The organism is Bradyrhizobium dasycarpum (assembly GCF_042019905.1).
GTDB classification, from domain to species: domain Bacteria; phylum Pseudomonadota; class Alphaproteobacteria; order Rhizobiales; family Xanthobacteraceae; genus Bradyrhizobium; species Bradyrhizobium japonicum_B.
Map to the genome: position 1 here is coordinate 3,768,393 of NZ_CP169574.1, position 21,253 is coordinate 3,789,645.

Consider the following 21,253-nt stretch of genomic DNA (forward strand, 5'->3'; position numbering starts at 1 on the left):
CCCCCCATGACCCCGCTTGGCGCCGGCATCCTCGCGGCAATTGTCACGCTCGTGGCCGACCAGGCCTCGAAGCTCTGGCTGCTGAACGGGTTCGACCTCGCCCGGCGCGGCGTCGTCAAGGTGACGCCGTTCTTCGACCTGGTGCTGGCCTGGAATATCGGCATCAGCTTCGGCTGGCTCCAGCACGACAGCCAGGCGGCGCAGCTCGCGCTGATGGCGGTCAAGGCCCTCGCCGTGGTCGCGCTGGCGATCTGGATGGCCCGCTCGCACACCAGGCTTGCCACGGTTGCGCTGGGCCTGATCATCGGCGGCGCCCTCGGCAACGGCATCGACCGCCTGATCCATGGCGCGGTGGTCGATTTCGCGCTGTTCCACATCGAGATCGGTGGAAATACCTATAATTGGTACGTGTTTAACCTCGCCGACGTGGCGATCGTTGCTGGGGTGGCGGCGCTATTGTATGATTCCTTCCTGGGGGTACCCGCCGCAAAAGCGCCCTGATCCCGGCCGATACGGACCGGCAGGCGGAACCCGTTTTGCGAGGGACTGGCCGCGTTTGAGCGGCGATCTGCCACAATATGGAACAGGTATCGTAATGCGCAGCTCGAAGACCAGCGGTTCAATGGTTCGAGACTCCCAATGGGGGTTCTGGCGGGCTTTGAAATTGTCCGCTGTCGCGCTCGGCATTGGCCTCGTCATGTCGACCGGCGCCGCCCGCGCGGGTGACGACGAAGACGACGACGACATGACCTTCGAAGAGAAGCTGATCGACAACCTGATGTCCGGCCTCGGCGCCAAGAGCATGGAGAAGCCCGGCATCGAATACCGTGAGCGTTCGCCGCTGGTCGTGCCGCCCAAGCTCGACCTGCCGCCGCCGGCCACCGCGGAGGCCGCGGTTGCGCCAAACTGGCCGAAGGACCCCGACGAGAAGCGCCGCAAGGACGCCATCGCGGCGCGAAAGAAGGGGGCGGCGACAAGGCAGCAGAGTATTTGAAGAATGCCCGGCCGCTCTCGCCCGCCGAGATGAACGCCCACAAGACGGCGGCAGCCGACAAGACCAGCAATGATCCGCTTCAGCCGGGCACCAACACCACCAATCCGACTCTCAGCCCCGCCCAGCTCGGATACACCGGCGGACTGTTCAAATTGTTCAAAGGCAACGAGCCCGAGTCGAAGCAGTTTACGTCGGAGCCGCCGCGCCAATCGCTGGTGGAGCCGCCGCCGGGATACCAGACGCCCTCGCCGAACTACGCCTACGGCTCCGGGCCGGACAACTCGAAGCGAACCTATTTCGACGTCCTGTCCGGCAAGGAGAAGGTGCAATAGCACTCCTGCCCGGCCCCGAGCATTTCGGATCGCGGAGCTGGCTGCCGGCCCCTGCATGGCTTCGGCCTGACTTGCTCACGCGTTGATGGCGTTCTCTGCTTCGTGACGCGAAGTCTCAGCCGCACGGTGTAGCATGCGGCGCCTCCGAGCCGGAGATCCGGACCTCGGCGTTCCAAAAGGATCATGATGCCCTCTTCCCGATCGGCTGCCTGCCTCCTTGCCGCGCTGCTCTCGACCAGTGTCCTGACATCAGGTGCGGCCCTCGCCCAGACCACGGTCACATCGGCCCCGCCCGCCAGCTTCACGCTCAGCAACGGCATGCAGGTCGTGGTGATCCCGGATCACCGCACGCCCGTGGTCACGGAGATGATCTGGTACAAGGTCGGCTCGGCCGACGAGACGCCGGGAAAATCCGGGCTCGCGCATTTCCTCGAGCACCTGATGTTCAAGGGCACCTCGAAGCATCCCGCCGGCGAATTCTCCCAGACCGTGCTCCGCGTCGGCGGCAACGAGAACGCCTCGACCTCGGTCGACTACACCAATTACTACCAGCGTGTGCCGAAAGAGCAGCTGCCGACCATGATGGAGTTCGAGGCCGACCGCATGACCGGCCTGATCCTCAAGGACGAGAACGTGCTGCCCGAGCGCGACGTCGTGCTCGAAGAATACAACATGCGCGTCGCCAACAATCCCGACGCGCGGTTGAACGAGCAGATCATGGCTGCGCTCTACCTCAATCATCCCTACGGCCGGCCGGTAATCGGCTGGCATCAGGAGATCGAGAAGCTCGATCGCGAGGACGCGCTCGCCTTCTATCGCCGCTTCTATGCGCCGAACAACGCGATCCTGGTGATCGCCGGCGACGTCGACGCCGCCGAGATCCGCCCGCTCGTCGAGCGCAATTTCGGCTCGATCCCGGCGCAGCCTGCCATCCCGGCACGGCGGGTACGTCCCCAGGAGCCTGAGCCCGCCGCCCCGCGCACCGTGACGCTGGCCGATCCCCGCGTCGAGCAGCCGAACATGCGGCGCTATTACCTCGTCCCGTCGGCGACCACGGCCGCGGCCGGCGAGAGCGCGGCCCTCGACGTGCTGGCGCAGCTGATGGGCAGCGGCAGCAATTCCTATCTCTACCGCGCCCTCGTCGTCGACAAGCCGCTCGCGGTCTCCGCCAACGCCAGCTATTCGAGCATCTCGCTCGACCCGACCCAGTTCGCGATCTCGGCCGCGCCGAAAGCCGGCGTCAGCTTCGCAGAGATCGAGCAGGCGGTCGACGGCGTCATCGCCAACGTGGCGCAGAACCCGATCCGCGCCGAGGATCTGGAGCGCGTGAAAACCCAGCTCATCGCGGAAGCGATCTACGCCCAGGACAACCAGGCGGTGCTGGCACGCTGGTATGGCGGCGCGCTGACCACCGGCCTGTCGATCGAGGATATCAGGAGCTGGCCCGATCGCATCCGCGCGGTCACCGCCGAGCAGGTCCGCGCCGTCGCGCAGAAATGGCTCGATAAGAAGCGCTCGGTGACGGGCTATCTGATCAAGGACACCAGTGCTGCAAAGCGCGAGGAGAAGCGTTCGTGACCTATCCCTTCCTTCGACGCGTTGCATTCTCGTTCGTCGCCGGGGCCGCACTCGCACTGGCGGCGGTGTCGCCGTCGCACGCCGCCGCAAAGATCCAGCGCCTGGTCTCGCCCGGCGGCATCGAGGCCTGGTTCGTGCAGGACGCGACCGTGCCGCTGATCGCCATGGAATATTCCTTTGCCGGCGGCTCGGCCCAGGATCCCAAGGACAAGCCTGGTGTCGCCAATCTGGTCGGCGACCTGCTCGACGAAGGCTCCGCCGATCTCGATTCCAAGACCTTCCACGAGCGGCTCGACCGCCGCGCCATCGAGCTGTCCTTCAGCGCCACCCGCGACACCTTCCGCGGCAGCCTGCGCATGCTGCGCGACAACAAGGACGAGGCCTTCGATCTCTTGCGGGGCGCGCTGACCTCGCCGCATTTCAATCCCGCCGACGTCGAACGTATCCGCTCCCAGGTCATCTCGGGCCTGCGCCGCGAGACCACCAACCCGACCTCGCTGGCGAGCCGCAAATTCCTGGAAGTCGCCTTCGGCGATCATCCCTACGGCCGGCAGACCAACGGCAACCTCGACAGCGTGCCGACCATCACGATCGCCGACATGAAGGATTATGTCGGCCGTGTGCTGGCCAGGGATGGGCTGAAGATCGCAGTCGTCGGCGACGTCGATCCGGTGGCCCTCGGCAAGCTGCTCGACCACACCTTCGGCGCCCTGCCCGCCAAGGCCAACCTCACGCCGGTCCCCGACGTCGAGGCCTCAAAGCCGCCGCAACGCGCCTTCGTCACCCTCGACGTGCCGCAGACCGTGATCACCTTCGGCGGGCCCGGGGTGAAGCGCAGCGATCCCAACTTCATGGCGGCCTATGTCGTCAACCACATTCTCGGCGGCGGCGGATTGTCCTCGCGCCTCTATCGCGAGGTCCGCGAGAAGCGAGGCCTCGCCTATTCGGTGTTCGAATCGCTGCTCTGGATGGAGCATTCGGCGATCTTCATCGGCAATACCGGTACGCGCGCCGACCGCGCCGGCGACACCATCGATGCCATCGAGAAGGAAGTGCGCCGGATCGCCGAGGAAGGCCCGACGCAGAAGGAGCTCGATGAGGCCAAGTCCTACCTCAAGGGCTCGCAGATGCTGGCGCTCGACACCTCCTCCAAGCTGGCGCAAGCGCTGCTGCAGTACCAGCAGGACAAGCTGCCGATCGACTATATCGAGAAGCGCAACGCCATCGTCGATGCCGTGACGCTGGACGACGCCAAGGCGGCCGCCAGGCGGCTCTGGGGCCAGGGCCTCCTGACCGTCGTCGTCGGCCGTGCCCCGCAGGCCGCGGCGCAACCGGCGGCGGCACCGGCGACGAAGTCGAACTAAACAGCTGTCATTCCGGGGCGATGCGAAGCATCGAACGAGGGTGCGCAATCGCGCACCTGAGATCTCGAGATCTCTGGTGCGCAAAGGCGCACCATAGTTCGCCCTCTGGGCGCCCCCGGAATGACGAACCCCATCTAAAACCGCTATTGTGCGCACCCGATTCTTTTCCTGGTGCCATCATGCTGCGGATATCCCGCGATCTCGTCATCGACGAGGACGACATCGAGATCGGCTTTGTCCGCGCCTCCGGCCCGGGCGGACAGAACGTCAACAAGGTCGCGACCTCGGCCCAGCTGCGTTTCGACACGCGCAAGCTGACCTTGCCGGAGGATGCGGCGCTACGCCTTGCCCGCATCGCCGGCCAGCGCATGACCAAGGACGGCGTCATCGTGATCCACGCGCAGCGCTTCCGCACCCAGGAGCGCAACCGTCAGGATGCCATCGACCGGCTGGTCGAAATCCTGAGCGAGGCCATGGTGCGGCCAAAGCCGCGGCGCGCGACAAAACCGACCTTCGGCTCAAAGCAGCGCCGTCTCGAGGGCAAGAAGCGCCGCAGCGATATCAAGGCCGGACGCGGCCGAAGCTTCGACGACTAAAGCGCGAAGAGACTGGCTTGGCTGCTGCAACGCAGGTGCGCCCCCTCCCCCGCTTGCGGGGAGGGTTGGGGAGAGGGTGTCTCCGCAACGGGACAATCCCCAAGCGGAAAAAAGCCCTCACCCGTCGCTCCGCGCCATCCTCTCCCGCATGCGCAATCGGAAGAGGTGAACGATCCGCCGTGGTGATCGCTTCAACCTCAAGCCATCTGCGTCAGTAACGCTTGGACGGGGCTGCGCCGGTCGCGGCATCGTCGGCCGTCCCCTTGTGCGTAGCGCTGCCCGTGGTGCCGGCCGTGCCTCGGGTGCTTTTGGTCGGCTTCATGCCGGTCTTCTCGCCCGCTGCGCCCGGCTGCGCATTCATCTCCTCGTCGCCGCTGCCCATCGTGCTGCCCTGCATGGGTTTGCTTTGCACGGTGCCGCCCGGCTTGGCGGTGGGGGCGCGCTTTGCGCGAGAACGGGCGTCGCAATGAAAGCCGACAGAGCGCATGCGATCATCGAGGTCTTGACCAACTTCATCCATTTCTCCTGGATTTTCCGCGATGACAGTCCAATGGTTCCCAGCGCCGTTCGCCTGGATCGGACCGTGACATCGCGTCAAGCGTGCGAACGGCGCGGTGCTCATCCAAGCCGTATCGTGTGTTGATGGTTTAGGGATTTCGCGGCGGTTTCGCGGAATTGTACTCCTCACATGCGGCAATGCGCGAGCGCGCGCCGCATTCGTCAACGACCGGTGAATGCTGGAGATTCCCACATCTGGTATGTGGGAAGCGCAACCTTCCCCATGCATTTGTTGCGAGGGGGCGTTAGATTGGGATATTCGCCGAGTGAAGCTCATGCCCGTCCGCCAACTTCCAGAGCAAGTCGTCAACCGCATCGCCGCCGGCGAGGTGGTCGAGCGCCCCGCGAGCGTGGTCAAGGAACTGGTCGAGAACGCGATCGATGCCGGTGCGAGCCGGATCGACGTCTTCACCGATGGCGGCGGGCGGCGGCGGATCGGCATCACCGATGACGGCAGCGGCATGTCCGCGAAAGACCTCGCGCTCGCGGTCGAGCGCCATGCCACCTCCAAGCTCGACGACGAGGACCTGCTCCAGATTCGGACCCTTGGCTTCCGCGGCGAGGCGCTGCCCTCGATCGGCTCCGTCGCGCGGCTCTCCATCACCACGCGCCACGCCAGCGAGCCGCATGCCTGGGCACTGACGGTCGAAGGCGGCGAGAAATCCGAGATCATGCCGGCCGCGCTGGCGCACGGCACGCGCGTCGAGGTCGGCGACCTCTTCTATGCGACGCCGGCGCGGCTGAAATTCCTCAAGACCGACCGCACCGAAGCCGAGGCGATCCGCGAGGTGGTGCGGCGGCTCGCCATGACGCGGCCCGACATTGCCTTCACGCTTGCCGGCGAGGAGCGCGCGCCGGTGACCTGGGCAGCCGCGCTGCCCGGCGCGGCCGGACGGCTGACCCGGCTCGGCGACATCCTGGGCGCGGAGTTTCGCAGCCACGCCATCGAGGTTCATGCCGAGCGCGAGGGCATCGTCGTCGCCGGCTATGCGGCGGCGCCGGCGCTGACCAAGGCCAACGCACTCGGGCAATATCTCTTCGTCAACGGCCGTCCGGTGCGGGACAAGCTGATTCTCGGCGCGGTGCGCGCGGCCTATTCCGACTATCTGCCGCGTGACCGCCATCCGGTGCTGGCGCTGTTCGTCACGCTCGATCCGCGCGAGGTCGACGCGAACGTGCATCCGGCCAAGACCGAGGTGCGGTTCCGCAATGCCGGCCTCGTCCGCGCGCTGATCGTGCACGGATTGAAGGAAGCGCTGGCACGCGAGGGCCGGCGCACCGCCGCCAACAGCGGCGAGAGCGCGCTGTCCGCGTTCCGGCCCGCTTTCACGCCGCGTCCAGCGAGCTGGGACTGGCGCGCCTCGCCCGCCGCGCCTGTCGCGCCGATGCCGTCATTCGAGGGCGCCGCGGCATCCGTTCTTGCGGAGCGCGCGCAGGCCGCGTTCGATGTCGGTGCTCCCAGCGCGGATGTGCGGTTCGAGACGCAGCCGGTGGCGGACCTCGTCGACCGCCCGCTCGGCGCGGCGCGCACGCAGATCCACGAAACCTATATCGTCTCGCAAACCCGCGACGGGTTGATCATCGTCGACCAGCATGCCGCGCATGAGCGCATCGTCTATGAGCGGCTGAAGGCGTCGCTGGCGACGAACGGCGTGCAGCGGCAGATCCTCTTGATCCCCGAGATCGTCGAGATGGACGAGGCCACGGTCGAGCGCCTGCTGGAGCGCAGCGAGGAGCTCGCCTCGTTCGGCCTCGCCATCGAGTCCTTCGGCCCCGGCGCGGTCGCCGTGCGCGAGACGCCGTCGCTGCTCGGCAAGACCAATGCCGGCGGCCTGTTGCGCGATCTCTCCGAGCACATGGCCGAATGGGACGAGGCGCTTCCGCTCGAACGCCGCCTGATGCACGTCGCGGCGACCATGGCCTGCCACGGCTCGGTGCGCGCCGGCCGAAGGCTGCGGCCGGAAGAGATGAATGCCCTGCTCCGGGAGATGGAGGCGACGCCGAACTCCGGCCAGTGCAATCACGGCCGGCCGACCTATGTCGAGCTGAAGCTGAGCGACGTCGAGAAGCTGTTCGGGCGGCGATAGTTCCGGTCGTGTAGGATGGGTAGAGCGAAGCGAAACCCATCAATTCCACCCACGCGGTGAGACGATGGGTTTCGCTACGCTCTACCCATCCTACGGCTTCCGCAAAAACACGAACTCCGTGTCGTCATACGCCCGCCGCTCTAGCTCTTCGTAGCCCGCCGGTGTCGCGAACTGCGCGGCCTTGGCCTCCTCCACCACCAGCAGCGCGCCCGGCGTCAGCCAGCCGCCGTCGCGCAAGGACGCCAGTGCCTTCTCCGCAAAACCCTTGCCATAGGGCGGATCGAGGAACACCAGCGAGAACGGCTCGACGGGATGCGCAGGTCCGAGATCGGTCGCGTCGCGGCGATAGACCTTGGTGACGCCACCCAGGCCCAGCGTCTCGACATTGCTGCGCAACAGCGCCCGCGCTTCCGCGCCATTGTCGACGAACAACGTGAACTTCGCCCCGCGCGAGACCGCTTCGATGCCGAGCGCCCCGGTGCCGGCGAACAGATCGAGCACGCGCGCATCGGCAATCGGATCGTCATAGGCGTGCACGAGGATGTTGAACACGGACTCGCGCAAGCGGTCCGCCGTCGGGCGGATGTCGCGCGAGGACGGCGAGGCCAGATTGCGCCCCTTCAAGCGACCGCCGACGACGCGCATTACACGACTCCGTCATGCCCGGGCTTGTCCCGGGCATCCACGTTCTTCAGTAGTCGACGCAAGCAAGACGTGGATGGCCGGGTCAAGCCCGGCCGTGACGACCTGTTGCGCGGTGTCGGCGTCGCTCCAAGCATTGAAGCTTACTCGCCATCCCGCGGCGTCAGGTCGCGCTTGCCGTGATAGCCGCGCTTGGGACGGCGCGGCGGGCCGTAACCGCTGGCCTGTTCCTCGTTGCGCTCGCGCGCCTCCTCGCTGCCGGTGCGCTGCACCAGCACGCGGCGGCCCTTGCGGTCGTTGATCACGGCGCGCTTGCTGGCGGGCTTCGTCTCGCGCGGCGCATCGTCCTCGCGCGCGGCCGGCTTCGCGGGCACGTCGAACTGCGCCCCCGACTTCTCGATCACCTTGTCGCCGAGCTGCTCGCGCAGCACCCGCGACTTGATCTCCTCGACCTGGCCTTCCGGGACCTCGCCGAGCTGGAACGGGCCGTAGGAGACGCGGATCAGCCGGTTCACCTCGAGGCCGAGATGGGCGCAGACGTTGCGCACCTCGCGGTTCTTGCCCTCGCGGATCGCGAACACCAGCCAGACATTGGCGCCCTGGTCGCGCTCCAGCGTCGCCTCGATCGGACCGTATTTGACGCCCTCGATCTCGACGCCGTTCTTGAGCTCGTCGAGCTGCGCCTGGGTGACGTCGCCGTGGGCGCGGACGCGGTAGCGGCGCAGCCAGCCGGTATCGGGCAGCTCCAGCGTGCGCGCCAGCCCGCCGTCGTTGGTGAGCAGCAAGAGGCCCTCGGTATTGAAATCGAGCCGGCCGACGCTGATCAGCCGCGGCAGACCTTCCGGCAGATTGTCGAACACGGTGGGACGCCCCTCGGGATCGTCATGCGTGGTCATCAGCCCGCGCGGCTTGTGATAGAGGAACAGCCGCGTGCGCTCGCGCTCCGGCAACGGCTTGCCGTCGACCATGACGACGTCGTTCTTGGTGATGTCCAGCGCGGGCGAGTTGATGACGCGGCCATTGACGGTGACGCGGCCCTGCGTGACCATCTCCTCGGCGTCCCGGCGCGAGGCGAGGCCCGCACGTGCCAGCACCTTGGCGATGCGCTCGCCGGCCTTCTTCGGCTTCGACTCTTCGTCCCGGCGCGGCCGCCGGTCGACGTCACGATCGCGCTCGCGATAGGCACCGCGGCCGCCGAAGGCGGGACGTCTCTCGAAGATCCTGCTGTCATCCTCGTTCTCGCGGCGCGGGCGATCGCCGAAACGGCCTTCGCTGCGCGGATGCTCGTGCCAATCGGAACGGCCCTCAGACCGCTCGCGCGGACGATTGAATTTCGGCCGGTCGCCGCCACGCCCGCCGCGGTCGCCATCGCCGTCACGACGGGGCCGGTCGAACTTTGGACGATCCTCGCGCGGACGGTCGAATTTGGGCCGCTCGCGGAACGGGCGATCGCCCGATGCGCGATCGTCGCGTGAACGCGAGAACCGCGGACGATCCTCGCCGCGGCCGCCGTCGCGACTTTCGTCGCGCTTCTGCCAGGGCTTGTCTCCGCTGCGGTCACGGCCGCCGAAATCCTTGCGCGGACCCTTGCCAAAATCCTTGCGCGGCGGCCGATCGCCGCGCGGGCGGTCGTCGCGCTTCTGCCAGGGCTTTGACTCGCCGCGATCGCCACGGTCGCGATCCGGACCGCCCCGCGAAAACTTCCGCTCGCCGTCGAACGGACGCTCCGGACGGTCGCCGCGCGGCGAATACGGCCGCTTGTCGCCGAACTTCTTGTCGCCGAACCGGCCGGCGGGACGGGACTCGCCGCGATCGCGGCTGCGCGGCGGACGATCGTCACGGCCTTGGGACGGGCGGTCACCGCGCGGCTTGAAGGAGCGCTTGTCGCCATCGCGTGATCCACGATCGGAGAATGGCCGGTCGCCACGCGGCTTGAAGCTGCGCTCGCCGCGGCCTTCGCTGCTGCGATCGTCGCGCTTGAAGCGCGGACGGTCGGACGAATCGCGGCGCGGGGCATCGCCCTCCTCGCGGCGGCGGAATGGGCGGCTGTCGCGATCGCCACGGGGCGGGCGGCTGTCGCCCCTCCCTCGCTCTTGCCCTCGAAACCGCGCTTGGCGAACTTCTTCTCGGGGCCGCGCGCCTTGCCGCTGCGGCCGCCTTTGGGCGGGCCTCGCCGGCCGCGGGAATCGTTGTCTTTGTCGCTGTCGCGCGGCATGAATGATCTCACTTGGGGGTAGCGCGATGAGCATTGCGCGCGCTCGTTCCGAGCCGCATGCTCAGGCAAAATCGGTATCCACTCTTGCTGAAGGCGGAGCTACTAGCAGGTTTCTGGCGATGATACGAGGCTTGAAAGCCCCCTCTTTCATGGATTTGGCGCTCAAAACGGCGGAAAACGCCGGAAAGGCGGGCGAAGTTCCGATCGGATGCGTGGTGGTCCGCAATTACGAGGTGATCGCCAGCGCGGCGAACCGGACGCTGACCGACCATGATCCGACCGCCCACGCCGAGATCATCGCACTGCGCGAGGCCGCAGCGAAGATCGGCAGCGAGCGCCTCGTCGACTGCGACCTCTACGTGACGCTGGAGCCCTGCACCATGTGTGCGGGCGCGATCTCGTTTGCAAGGGTCAGGCGGCTCTATTACGGCGCCGCCGACCCCAAGGGCGGCGCGGTGGAATCAGGCGTGCGGTTCTTTGCCTCCCCGACCTGCCATCACGCGCCGGACGTCTATTCCGGCGTTGGCGAGAGCGAGGCGGCGCGGCTGCTCAAGGAGTTCTTTCGGGAGCGGCGCTGAGTGGTCCACACTCCGCTGTCATGCCCCGCGCAGGCGGGGCATCCAGTAAGCCGCGGCCTATCGAGTGAACCACATTCGTCTCGGAGTACTGGATCGTCCGCCTTCGCGGACGATGACAGTTGAGTGTGTGGCGGAGGGCGGTGCCTAGGCCAAGAAGAACTCCCGCAACGCCTTCGCGGTCACGTCCGGGTTCTCCTCCGTCAGGAAGTGCCCCGAATCCACCGGCATGCCGTCGACGTCGGTGGCCCATTGCTTCCACGTATCGAGCGGCGTCGCGGCGGCTTGGGCCACGCCGGCATTGCCCCACAGCGCCAGCATCGGGATCGTGATCTTCTTGCCGGCCTCGAAATCCGCCTTGTCGAGGTCGTAGTCGAAATAGGCGCCGGCGCGATAATCCTCGCACATCGCATGGATGCGGGCGGGATCGCGGAACGGGGCGAGGTAATGTTCGAGCGCCCGCTCATCGATCGCATCGAGCGTCCTCGATTTGGTCTGGCTCGCCATCTTGAAGCGCAGGAAGAACTCGCCGTTGCCAGAGATCAGCGTCTCCGGCAGCGGATAGGGCTGCGCCAGGAAGGTCCAGTGATAGATCTTGAGCGCGTAGGCGCGGTTCATCCGCTCCCAGTAATTATAGGTCGGCAGGATATCGAGCACGGCGAGCTTCGACAGCCGGCCGGGATGGTCGAGCGCGAGGCGGTAGGAGACGCGGCCGCCGCGGTCGTGGCCGGCGAGCGCGAAGTGCACGTGGCCGAGCCGCTCCATCATTTCGACCATGGCCTTGGCCATCGCGCGCTTGCTGTAGGGGATGTGCAGCGCGTCGCTCTCGGGCATGTCGGACCAGCCGTAGCCGGGCAGATCGGCGATGATCAGCGTGAAGTGCTCGGCCAGTTCAGGCGCCACCTGGTGCCACATCACGTGGGTCTCGGAGAAGCCGTGCAGCAGCAACAGCGGCGGTCCCTTGCCGCCGACGCGGGCGAAGATGCGGCCGAACGAGGTATCGATCCATTCGGCGGCAAAGCCAGGATAGAGGTCGGCGAGATCGGACATCTTGTTGCATCCTTGAGGGGTCACTCGGGGCCGGCCCCCGACACCAAAAAGTGCGAAAACAACCCCATGCACAGTAGCGGTATGATCATCGGGGTCACTAAGCCCAATGATTGATTAGATATTCTGAAGCGCAGGTGTGGCGATCCGGTGACGCCAACGTCGAGATTCCGGATCGGCGCGCTTGCGCGCCGTCCGGAATGACGCGCTAATTCCTGGCTTTCTCCGCCTCCACCGCCTGCCAGCCGATGTCGCGGCGGCAGAAGCCTTCCGGCCAGCGGATGCGGTCGACGGCCTGGTAGGCCCTCGCCTGCGCTTCCGTCACGGTCGCTCCCAGCGCGCAGACATTGAGCACGCGGCCGCCATTGGCGAGGATGGCGCCATCCTTCGCCACCGTGCCGGCGTGGAAGATCTCGACATTGTCCACCTTGGCCGCGTCATCGAGCCCCTCGATGCGCGTGCCCTTCTGGTAATCGCCGGGATAGCCTTGTGCGGCCATCACCACGGTGAGCGCGGATTCCTTGTGCCAGCGCAGATCGAAATTCTTCAGCTGGCCATCACATGACGCGAGCAGCGCCGGCACGAGGTCGCTCATCATGCGCAGCATCAGCACCTGGCACTCGGGATCGCCGAAGCGGACGTTGAACTCGAACAGCTTCGGGCCCTGCGTCGTCAGCATGATCCCGGCATAGAGCACGCCGCGGAACGGGGTGCCGCGCTGCTTCATCCCCGCGACCGTCGGCAGGATGATCTTGGCCATGATCGCGTCGTGGATGGCAGGCGTCACCAGCGGCGTCGGCGAATAGGCGCCCATGCCGCCGGTGTTCGGGCCGACATCGTGGTCGAACACGCGCTTGTGGTCCTGCGCGGAGGCGAGCGGGATCGCGGTCTCGCCGTCGCACAGCGCGAAGAAGCTGATCTCGCGGCCAGGCAGAAATTCCTCGATCACGACCTCCGCGCCGGCCTCGCCGAAGGCGCCCTCGAACATCATGGCGATGGCGTCCTCGGCCTCGCGCACGGTCTTGGCGACGACGACGCCCTTGCCGGCGGCAAGGCCATCGGCCTTCACCACGATCGGCGCGCCCTGGCTCTGCACATAGGCGCGCGCGTCATCGGCCTTGGTGAACCGCTTGTAGGCCCCGGTCGGAATGCCGAACTCGGTGCACAGCGCCTTGGTGAACCCTTTGGAGCTTTCGAGCTGCGCCGCCGCCTTGCTCGGCCCGAACGCCTTGATGCCGGCGGCGGTGAGATCATCGACGATGCCGGCCGCCAGCGGCGTCTCCGGTCCGACCACCACGAGCTCGACCTTGTTCGCCTTGCAGAAGTCGATCACCGCGGCATGGTCGGCGACATCGAGCGCCACGCACTCCGCCTCCCTGGCGATGCCGGCATTGCCGGGCGCGCACCAGAATTTGGTCACCAGGGGAGAAGCTGCGATCTTCCACGCCAGAGCATGTTCGCGGCCGCCGGAACCGAGCAGGAGAATGTGCATCGAGGGCTCAGGATGAGGGTTTTGCTGGGGCGGAGGTCGCACGAATCGGGGCGGGTGTGAAGGGGGGTAGGCTATACGGATCAACCGCCCACCTCGCGAAGCCCGGCGGGCGAACCCTTAAACGAAGTTGTCTTATCGTGGCTCACGCAGGGTAAAGGTCGAAAGGCGGGACAGGCGTGGTCTGCAAGGTCAAAAGAGGAGCGACTTCGTCTTCGGCCGTTAGCCAACTAGCGTAAGTCTGCAGCACCGAGACCAATCGGCCGCGCTGATTTATCGGATAATTGTGAAGTTGGGCTTTGCACGTCACTCCAGCTCTCGCCCTTCTCCAGCTCTCTTGAAACACCTCCATCAGCACGAACTCGAGAATATCGAGAGGGTGCGCAAAGAAAGAAACTAGACGCGGAAGCTCTTTAACTTGCCCTACAAACTGTGTGTGAAGTGTTGGGTGACCAAGCTTGTTTGGATGGATATCAAAGTGACACTCGGTGCAATCAGGATTTTCGCCGTCCCATCGCAGCTTAATGCATGTTCCCCCCGATGAGACGATTAGTCGATTGTCGTCATCATCAGCTAGCGTGCCCGAAAGCTTGAATGAGATTTCGGCAATCAACGGCTTCGCATAAGTGCCGTGACTTCGGTAGCTGGTGCTTGGGCGCGTGCGGATAGGCCGATCATCGCCGCCGTGGCTGGTTGTCCAGTGGACCAGCCGGTCGCCTTGTTTTGCGTTCGTAGCGGCGGTGGCCAGCTGCGCCTGCAGCTCATTCAATCGGTTCCCATTTGCAAGGAATCTAGCGCTGGCTTTCGCAAACGCATTTAAATCACTCTGCATCAAGCGAATGTCAAAAACGACGGGCAAAGTTCGATCCCCCTAATCTAAATCATTTGGATCGGCCATCGCCTTGAGGATCGGATCACTTCGGACCTCGGCCCTCAACATCCAAGGCTCAAGCGCTTCCGCCGGCCACCCCGGCGGGTGTACCTGGATTGCTTCTTCGATTGAAACTATCTGCGATCCAACGAAGTCCTCATTACAAACTACTACGTGAGAGGATGAGGATTTCGTTTCGCTTATTTCAAAACCGGGGACGAGCAAGGATAAGGCCGCCTTCCTACTTCCGGCAGACGTTGCCGCCTCATCAAGAAGCCAAACCATTTGATCAATTCCCGCTCGCCACCAGCGGCGTCCCATGAATTCATCCAATGGGCCGATATATTCGGAGCGGTCCAACTCCTTGAGCCATTCACCCGAGCGCTCCTGATCTGCAACGCGCCGAAAATCCTCGACCGATAAGCTCAAAGCCCATGCAGCGTAGTGATCGGACAAGAAGAGTCCGGGATAAGGCAGTGCTTTATGACAAAGCCACCTCACAACTTGTGATGCGCCGCGGGTCGAATCTAGGGAGATGTTCTCCTTTTGGTTTACCGGAGGCCTTGCATTCTGCAACTCTTCGATGGCTTTATCAGACCATACAGCGTCAGGGATCTCTAAAGCGCTGCTCAAGTCATCCAAACTTACGCCATCGTCTCCAATTTCGTCTGCAATATTCAGAAATGCCTCCGCCAAGTCTCGCAAGTTCTCAGTCGCACGCTCGCCGTCTTTGAACTGGATCCACTCGACGTCGAGAGCTGGTGCTAGCCGGTGCTCTCTCCCCACGAAAGTGCCCATTATCGGGACGGCGGGGCCAACCGCCGGTATCTCGTTGGCGAAAACCTCAGGATCGTTTGTGAACATTACAATCGGCGGTAGTGGCTGGTTGGCCCTGCGCGACCACGACCTCAGATGAGATACAAAGCTGGAGCCGTCTTGAGCATCCAGCGAAATTGAAACGGGATTATCGACAAACTTCTGATCCAGTACGATCAAGCAGGCCTCGGTCGCTTGCTCCGAGACCGATTTGGCGAACGCCTCTCGCTCCGAATTCGGGTCAACGACTTCTAGAGCAAAACCTTCGGGCAACTTGGGCAGGACTTCGTTTTCATCGTCGTCGATGACAAGGATTAGCGGTTCGGAATTCATGGTGCCGGTATCCGTATTTCAATGGCAGTCGCGTAAGGTTTGGACGGTTTGACGAACTGGATTGTGCCTCCATATTCTTGAAGTAAGCTTCGGGTGACGGTCAGTCCAAGCCCCATTCCCTGCCCCAGTGAATCATCAACCTCCGAAGTGGACGAGCGAAAGGGTTCGAACCATTTCTCAGCCGTCCTTAGATCGACGCGAGCCCCGGTATTTTCAACCCGGATCACCAATTCGTCCTCCTCAGGAGTAGCCGACACTTCCACTCTGCCACTTTCGCCTGCGAATTTTATAGCGTTGCTCATCAGATTGTTGAATATGGCAGAGACCTCGGCCGGAAACATTGCTGGCGTCTTTAAGGTAATCGGAATGACGCTGCGAACTTCCACCCCCCGCTTCTCGATTGAGGCGCGATAAAAATCTGCGACCTTTTGGAAGCGCTCTAGGAGCGGTTGTCTAGAACGCCTGCGGCGACCTTCAATTCCGGTCATATCGGCGAGATACACAGCGTTCCGTCGAAGTCTGTCGCGTATATCGCGAGAGTCCTTCGCAATCGAGTTGATCCGCCGGGAAAGCTTCTGCTCTTTGGTGGTCTTAGCTAACTCTTCAAGCGACAGTGCGACCCCCTGCGACAGCACGGCTAAGGCGTTCACCTCGTGTATGAACGCTGCTTGCTCCAGTCCCATTGAAGCCAGCACTCTATACATTGTCGCCTCCGAGGCATTCTCTCCAATAAGTTCCTTTGCTGATGATATTGCCCGTTCGACGGAAGTCAGCGTGTCGTTCGCGGTTTGGGTGTCTCCACGAGAGAGTGCTGCGCGAGCCTCGCGCAGCGATCCAAGAGCGTCAGTTTGCAAGCTTCCAACAAGGAAGGAAGTAGGCGCTTCATATGAGGACGAAGAGCTCGCCGCGCGTTGCTGACGCTGTTGATCGTTCTTTCGCGCCTGCGTTACGACCGTTCGCGCAGAGTAATTCTGACGAATCTGTAGATCGATCCCGAGCCGAACCATGTCGATAATGAATTCAAACGTCTGGCCTGGAAGGAATCCCTCGCGGTTGACGAGCATTTGAAGGTCGCCGGCGCGCTGTCTTGTGATGAAGACGGCGCCAAACCACATCTTGTTTCCTTGAAGGGTCAATCCCTCTCTCGGATCGCCGTCGGGAAGCTTCCAGCCTGAGAAGCGGCGGAGCCTGCCAAGCTCGCCTCTGCCTCGAGAGCGGTAGTCTCTGTCTAGATCGAGCCAATCGTCGCTGGGATCCCCGTAGGGCAGCACGCGAAATCCTTCATAGTAAACCCTTACGCCGGCCACGGCGTTGGGCCACGCGGTGTGTTGCCGTTGGAGTATCCGCGCTTGGAAGCCGATCCGCGGAACAGTCGAGTCAAGTGTTCTCTTCAGGTAAAATGGCTCGGCACCAGGAAATTCCTTGCAAGTCGCTTTCGTGGGAACAACAGCAATCCTAAGAACGCGAGTTTCCGAGTCGCAGTCGATCTCGATTATCCAAGCGGCACTCTCGACTGTGCCCGCAATATCAGGCTCCTGCAATGAAAACTCGCCTGCGAACTCGATATTGAAGCCGGCTTCACGTTGCGCATCACGAACTGCAACGTCGGGCAATATTGAGGTCCCGTCGATGAGGTTCTTGGGCAGCGGATCAGCTAGAGCTCTCGGTGGGGTAAGTGTTATCACTTCGCGAAAAAAAGTAGCGAGCACGCGACTGCTCCACGCGCGGCGGAGCTTCTTCAAAATAAGACGTGTGCCTGCAGAGCGACCCTTCAGTTCTTGTTGCGGAAGAACGTGCGCGGCTACTGCTTTCGACTTCGCGACTTGTGCTAACGTCTCAAGCCTCTCCACCTGATCCCAGTCGATGGTCGCTCTAACGCCTTTGGAGACAAGAAAACCAGTTAATGCGCTTCGTTTAGAGCCATTCCACTTCCTTGAGATTACTTCAAGATTGCAAGCTAGCTTATGAGCTGCAAGGCGTCCGACGCCTTTTTCACCAGTGAAGCGACGTTTGAACCACGGGGACCGACGGTCACTTGTGTTCTTAGTTCTTCCTGCGATCCGAAGAAATCCGTTTTCGAAATCGTCGATGTCCATTCCGACGCCGTCGTCCTCGACGATGATTGCACCCTTGTGTGGATCGCTAAGGTTCTCGCCGAAAATTGTTACCTTGGTTGCGTCCGCGTCGTACGAGTTCTTGATCAGCTCGACGACGGCTGTCGAATCTCGACCGACGAGTAGTTCGCCAAGTTCGCGAAAGAGTTTCGTATCGACAGTAAATTCAGCCATGCGAATCCTTGGTCGAACCGTTAGGGTATCCGAATCTCATTGAGAAATCGCTTGTAGCATCTAATGAACCCGCCCTTCACCTTGGGGGCGATGCCTTCGAGCGCTCGTGCCAAGCGGCCATCACTTAGTGAGCCGTAAAGCGCTTCAAGCTGCTGGTCGCCTGCAAAGATAGCGTAGACGCCATGAGACGGAATTGCTCCGGAACGGTCAATCGCGATCCTAGGCACCTTGGCCAATTCTGGAATCAGCAACTTTGGCCTCGCCCACATCGATGCTTCAACACGATCAATCGTCTTGTACCAGGGAGCGCCATTCCGGACTATGGAGCGCTTGCTGAGTATTGACTTAAATCGCTTTAAGCGCGCGGCCAGCATCGGGTAGTTTTCCAGAGCGATCAGGCCGTTGCGGTCGTGCATGGCGATAACACGCTTGCCGCTCATATGAATTTTGCCTTCGAGGATCTCAGGCGGTTCAATCCAAGGACGCAGCAATTCGGCCTCAACATTGTCTTCGTCTGGTTGGAGAACAAAGGCGGCCGTGTGCCCCAGTGCGGGACCAACCTTCACGATGAAGCCCGCCTCGGCGATAGTTCTCTTAGTAGAGCGTAATATCTGAGGTGGAGGCGTCGCGCTAACTCGTGCCGCCACAAAGACGGTTGGATACGCATCGACGCTCTTCTCGAAGGCAGTTCCAGCTGCGAGGCGAACTTCGGAGATCATGTGCAGGCGAGGAAGCCACTTCCTACGAAAAGTTTCTGCAAACGCCATGAACCTCCACCGATCAGAGCAAACGAAGCCGCACTTCCCATCTTGCCCTAATTGTTCAAGAGAACGATCAAGAAACGGAAGAAATAGATCGCCACCCGTCGTTCCTCGTGGCAGCGCGTGCTTGTACGTTCGCTGTAAGTGACTCGGAATTTTTGACCAGCGAACGTATGGAGGGTTCCCGACCACGTGCGTGAACAAGTCTCCCGAATGCGGAGTAAGGAGAAAGTCGGCGCAAGTGATCCACCGCTGTGCTAGCGCGCTCGCCGTGGCAGGGTGCACGCTAAGTTGCTTGAGGATGCGCGATACCCTTAAGCGGGCGGCCTTTGCTTCGCCGGGATGAAGCTCGAACGAACGAATGCAGTGACCAATCGTTGAGACCCGCGGCGCTACGCCGAATGCCGTGCATGACAATATCAAGCGCCGAGCTGCTTCAATCAGGAACGCTCCGTCGCCGGCAGCTGGTTCAAGGAGTCGAAACCGAAAGAGTTGAGCGTCGGCAAGCCATCCAACACCGTCCAAGATGTTCCGGACGACTTCAGGTTTCGTGTAGATTCCGCACTTTTCGTGGAGTTCCTGAATTTCAGCTCTTTGGATCAGAGCAGGCACTTTCAATGAGCTTGCACTAGATACCTGTCGATAGCTCACCGCTGGCATGCTTGATCCTGGTAGACTCACTGGGGGCTGGGCAGATACACACGTAAACAGTGTATTACTATCGCTCTTAACAGGTTAAGAAAATGCGGGTTGCCGGGCTTTTTTCAGGGATCGGGGGGTTCGAACTGGCTTTTTCGCAGGCCGGCTTTGAAGCGATCCTCCTTGCCGAAATCGATCCGGCAGCGCTTGCCGTCCTTGGGCGTCATTTTCCGGACGTGCCGAAGTCCGCCGACGTTGCGACCATCCACAGCTTACCACCGAAGACATCGATCCTCGTCGCAGGCTTTCCCTGCCAAAATCTGAGCATGGCCGGAGACAAGGCCGGGATCGGGGGAGCGAAGTCCGGGGTTGTAGAGAGAATGTTCGAGTTGATTGAGCGGTCTCAGGTGCCAACGGTGGTCATCGAGAACGTCTACTTCCTATTGCAGCTGGATTCCGGAAACGGCATGCGCTGGCTCGCGGATCAATTTGAGCGTCGCGGATACATGTGGGCGTATCGCGTACTGGACACAATGGGATTCGGTCTGCCCCAGCGGCGGCGACGCGTGTACATCGTCGCGAGCCGCGATATTGATCCGAGGCGTGTGCTGCTGGCGGACCAAGCGACCTCACCTGCGACGCATGAGAAGACTCTTGAGAAGCCCCTTGGGTTCTATTGGACTGAAGGACGTTCGGGCATTGGCTTCACCGTCGACGGTATTCCGCCGCTTAAAGTGGGCTCGGCCCTGGGTATTCCGTCGGCACCAGCCGTATTGTTTCCTGACGGCGAAGTATTGATGCCGAGTTTGCCTTCATGCGAGCGGTTGCAGGGGTTTCCGTCTGGCTGGACAAGCGTGAGCACCGTGCATACCGGAAGAAAGCCGGAATGGCGAATGATCGGCAACGCAGTTTCAGTGCCTGTTGCTAATTGGGTAGCGAGGCGCATAAAGGCGCCCGGTGAGCCCCTTGATTTCCCCGTGACCGCTATTCGAGATGGCAAAAAGTGGCCCGACGCTGGCTACAATATTGGAGCCGGGAGGATTGGGGTCCTCGCAAATGATCAACCTATTTCCGTCCCTAGGCGGTCTATAGCTACATACCGGGACGAAACTTGGTCGCGCCTCTCGGATAGGGCTTTAGACGGATTTATCAGGCGAGCGGAAGAGGGCGGGCTCAGGGTGCCAAACGGGTTTCTTAATGCCTTGCGTAACGCGAGGCGAAAAACGACGCGAGCAGCGTAGTAACTCCGTGGCACGCCGAGACGACATTCAAAGGAGCCGAACTAGATCGAGGTTCGCTGCGGGCACAGTATCCGCCGCTCGGTCGGCACTTATGTCTCGGATCGGGGCAAAGAATTCGCGCCCTGAACTGATTGTAAGGCGTGTAGCTCACAGGTTGGGATTTCGGTTCAGGCTGCATCGTCGCGACCTGCCCGGAACGCCTGACATCGTTTTTCCCGGAAGCCGCCGTGCTGTATTCGTGCACGGCTGTTTTTGGCATCGACATCCGAACTGTACGCGCTCTACCACCCCCAAAACACGCGCCGAATACTGGGAAAATAAGTTCGCGGAAAACGTCGAGCGCGATATCAGAGCTATTGAGGCCCTGCGTCGTCTTGGTTGGAAGGTGTTGGTGATCTGGGAGTGCGAGACTTTTGAAGAAGCGAGAATTGAAGGGCTCCTGAGGAAATTTCTGCGGAGCAGGCGAAATGCGTGATAGGCCACCAAGGCTGTCGGTTGCGAGTGGTAACAAGGCTTACTAGCACTAAGTCTGACAGCGGAGTCTTGTGCCTCTGAAATTGCCTGGGTTCCTGAGCTGAACGCATTGCGGACAAGGGCTGGAGAGAGGGTGGATCCTCAAAGAAACAATATTCAATAGGCTAAGTCCCCCTTACCCCCGCCGCAAGCGGGAGAGGTGAACGATCCGCAGCAATCCCTTCGAGCCGAAGCCAACCCGCTAGGACGTGTGCTCATAAGCGGCTCGGCGCGTGAGGTCCACTCAGACCCGACAGCGGCGGAGAAGCAGCAAACTTCCAAGGTCGCACAAGGGCCAAACGCAGACGTCGCCA

16 protein-coding genes and 2 pseudogenes are annotated in these 21,253 nt (G+C 62.6%); 9 read left to right on the top strand and 9 right to left on the bottom strand.

Going from position 1 to position 21,253, the window contains the following annotated elements:
* Window positions 1-6 precede the first annotated feature (6 nt).
* The 5 genes and pseudogenes from lspA to arfB all read left to right on the top strand — a co-directional run bounded on the left by lspA (window position 7) and on the right by arfB (window position 4,864).
* Complete coding sequence (lspA, locus tag ACETMP_RS18205; RefSeq protein ID WP_375157259.1) at window positions 7-501, top strand: signal peptidase II; 495 nt, start codon at window positions 7-9, stop codon at window positions 499-501.
* A gap of 94 nt (window positions 502-595) precedes the next feature.
* A pseudogene (locus ACETMP_RS18210) lies at window positions 596-1,326 on the top strand (hypothetical protein).
* Between the two features lie 186 nt (window positions 1,327-1,512).
* On the top strand, window positions 1,513-2,904 hold the full coding sequence (locus ACETMP_RS18215; RefSeq protein WP_375161932.1) for a M16 family metallopeptidase: 1,392 nt from the start codon (window positions 1,513-1,515) through the stop codon (window positions 2,902-2,904).
* Entirely contained in the window at window positions 2,901-4,268 is a 1,368-nt protein-coding gene (locus ACETMP_RS18220; RefSeq protein ID WP_375157260.1) for a M16 family metallopeptidase, read from the top strand. Before ACETMP_RS18215 ends, ACETMP_RS18220 begins: the two co-directional genes overlap by 4 nt.
* A gap of 179 nt (window positions 4,269-4,447) precedes the next feature.
* Window positions 4,448-4,864, top strand: coding sequence for an alternative ribosome rescue aminoacyl-tRNA hydrolase ArfB (gene arfB / locus ACETMP_RS18225; RefSeq protein WP_257192697.1), 417 nt, complete (start codon window positions 4,448-4,450; stop codon window positions 4,862-4,864).
* Window positions 4,865-5,075: 211 nt separating this feature from the next.
* Here arfB and ACETMP_RS18230 read toward each other — a convergent pair whose 3' ends face one another.
* Entirely contained in the window at window positions 5,076-5,486 is a 411-nt protein-coding gene (locus tag ACETMP_RS18230; protein ID WP_375157261.1) for a hypothetical protein, read from the bottom strand.
* Between the two features lie 211 nt (window positions 5,487-5,697).
* Between ACETMP_RS18230 and mutL the strand changes: the two genes are divergently transcribed.
* Window positions 5,698-7,509 (top strand): DNA mismatch repair endonuclease MutL, encoded by a 1,812-nt coding sequence (gene mutL / locus ACETMP_RS18235; protein ID WP_375157262.1) that lies wholly within the window; start codon window positions 5,698-5,700, stop codon window positions 7,507-7,509.
* 90 nt (window positions 7,510-7,599) lie between these two features.
* Here the strand turns inward: mutL and rsmD are convergent, their stop codons facing one another.
* Both rsmD and ACETMP_RS18245 read right to left on the bottom strand, forming a co-directional pair.
* A complete protein-coding gene (gene rsmD / locus ACETMP_RS18240; RefSeq protein ID WP_375157263.1) occupies window positions 7,600-8,154 on the bottom strand; it encodes a 16S rRNA (guanine(966)-N(2))-methyltransferase RsmD in 555 nt (184 codons plus the stop codon).
* Window positions 8,155-8,294: 140 nt separating this feature from the next.
* Window positions 8,295-10,366, bottom strand: a pseudogene (locus ACETMP_RS18245) (pseudouridine synthase).
* 119 nt (window positions 10,367-10,485) lie between these two features.
* On the opposite strand from ACETMP_RS18245, the gene ACETMP_RS18250 reads away from it, so the two are divergent.
* On the top strand, window positions 10,486-10,944 hold the full coding sequence (locus ACETMP_RS18250; protein ID WP_375161933.1) for a nucleoside deaminase: 459 nt from the start codon (window positions 10,486-10,488) through the stop codon (window positions 10,942-10,944).
* Window positions 10,945-11,088: 144 nt separating this feature from the next.
* On the opposite strand, the gene ACETMP_RS18255 is transcribed toward ACETMP_RS18250, so the two are convergent.
* The 6 genes from ACETMP_RS18255 to ACETMP_RS18280 form a co-directional block, all read right to left on the bottom strand.
* Window positions 11,089-11,991, bottom strand: coding sequence for an alpha/beta fold hydrolase (locus ACETMP_RS18255; protein ID WP_375157264.1), 903 nt, complete (start codon window positions 11,989-11,991; stop codon window positions 11,089-11,091).
* 205 nt (window positions 11,992-12,196) lie between these two features.
* A complete protein-coding gene (gene purD, locus ACETMP_RS18260) occupies window positions 12,197-13,480 on the bottom strand; it encodes a phosphoribosylamine--glycine ligase (RefSeq protein WP_375157265.1) in 1,284 nt (427 codons plus the stop codon).
* Between the two features lie 142 nt (window positions 13,481-13,622).
* Entirely contained in the window at window positions 13,623-14,246 is a 624-nt protein-coding gene (locus ACETMP_RS18265) for a hypothetical protein (RefSeq protein WP_375157266.1), read from the bottom strand.
* Between the two features lie 102 nt (window positions 14,247-14,348).
* Complete coding sequence (locus ACETMP_RS18270; protein WP_375157267.1) at window positions 14,349-15,497, bottom strand: hypothetical protein; 1,149 nt, start codon at window positions 15,495-15,497, stop codon at window positions 14,349-14,351.
* Window positions 15,494-17,785 carry an ATP-binding protein gene (locus ACETMP_RS18275; RefSeq protein WP_375157268.1) on the bottom strand — a complete coding sequence of 764 codons (2,292 nt, stop codon included), beginning with the start codon at window positions 17,783-17,785 and terminating at the stop codon, window positions 15,494-15,496. The genes ACETMP_RS18270 and ACETMP_RS18275 overlap by 4 nt, the downstream gene beginning before the upstream one ends.
* Before the next feature lie 20 nt (window positions 17,786-17,805).
* Entirely contained in the window at window positions 17,806-19,206 is a 1,401-nt protein-coding gene (locus tag ACETMP_RS18280; protein ID WP_375157269.1) for an Eco57I restriction-modification methylase domain-containing protein, read from the bottom strand.
* Window positions 19,207-19,289: 83 nt separating this feature from the next.
* On the opposite strand from ACETMP_RS18280, the gene ACETMP_RS18285 reads away from it, so the two are divergent.
* Both ACETMP_RS18285 and ACETMP_RS18290 read left to right on the top strand, forming a co-directional pair.
* Window positions 19,290-20,426: a DNA cytosine methyltransferase gene (locus ACETMP_RS18285; RefSeq protein WP_375157270.1), complete on the top strand. Its 1,137-nt coding sequence runs from the start codon at window positions 19,290-19,292 to the stop codon at window positions 20,424-20,426.
* Complete coding sequence (locus ACETMP_RS18290) at window positions 20,383-20,901, top strand: very short patch repair endonuclease (protein ID WP_375157271.1); 519 nt, start codon at window positions 20,383-20,385, stop codon at window positions 20,899-20,901. The genes ACETMP_RS18285 and ACETMP_RS18290 overlap by 44 nt, the downstream gene beginning before the upstream one ends.
* Window positions 20,902-21,253: the final 352 nt, after the last annotated feature.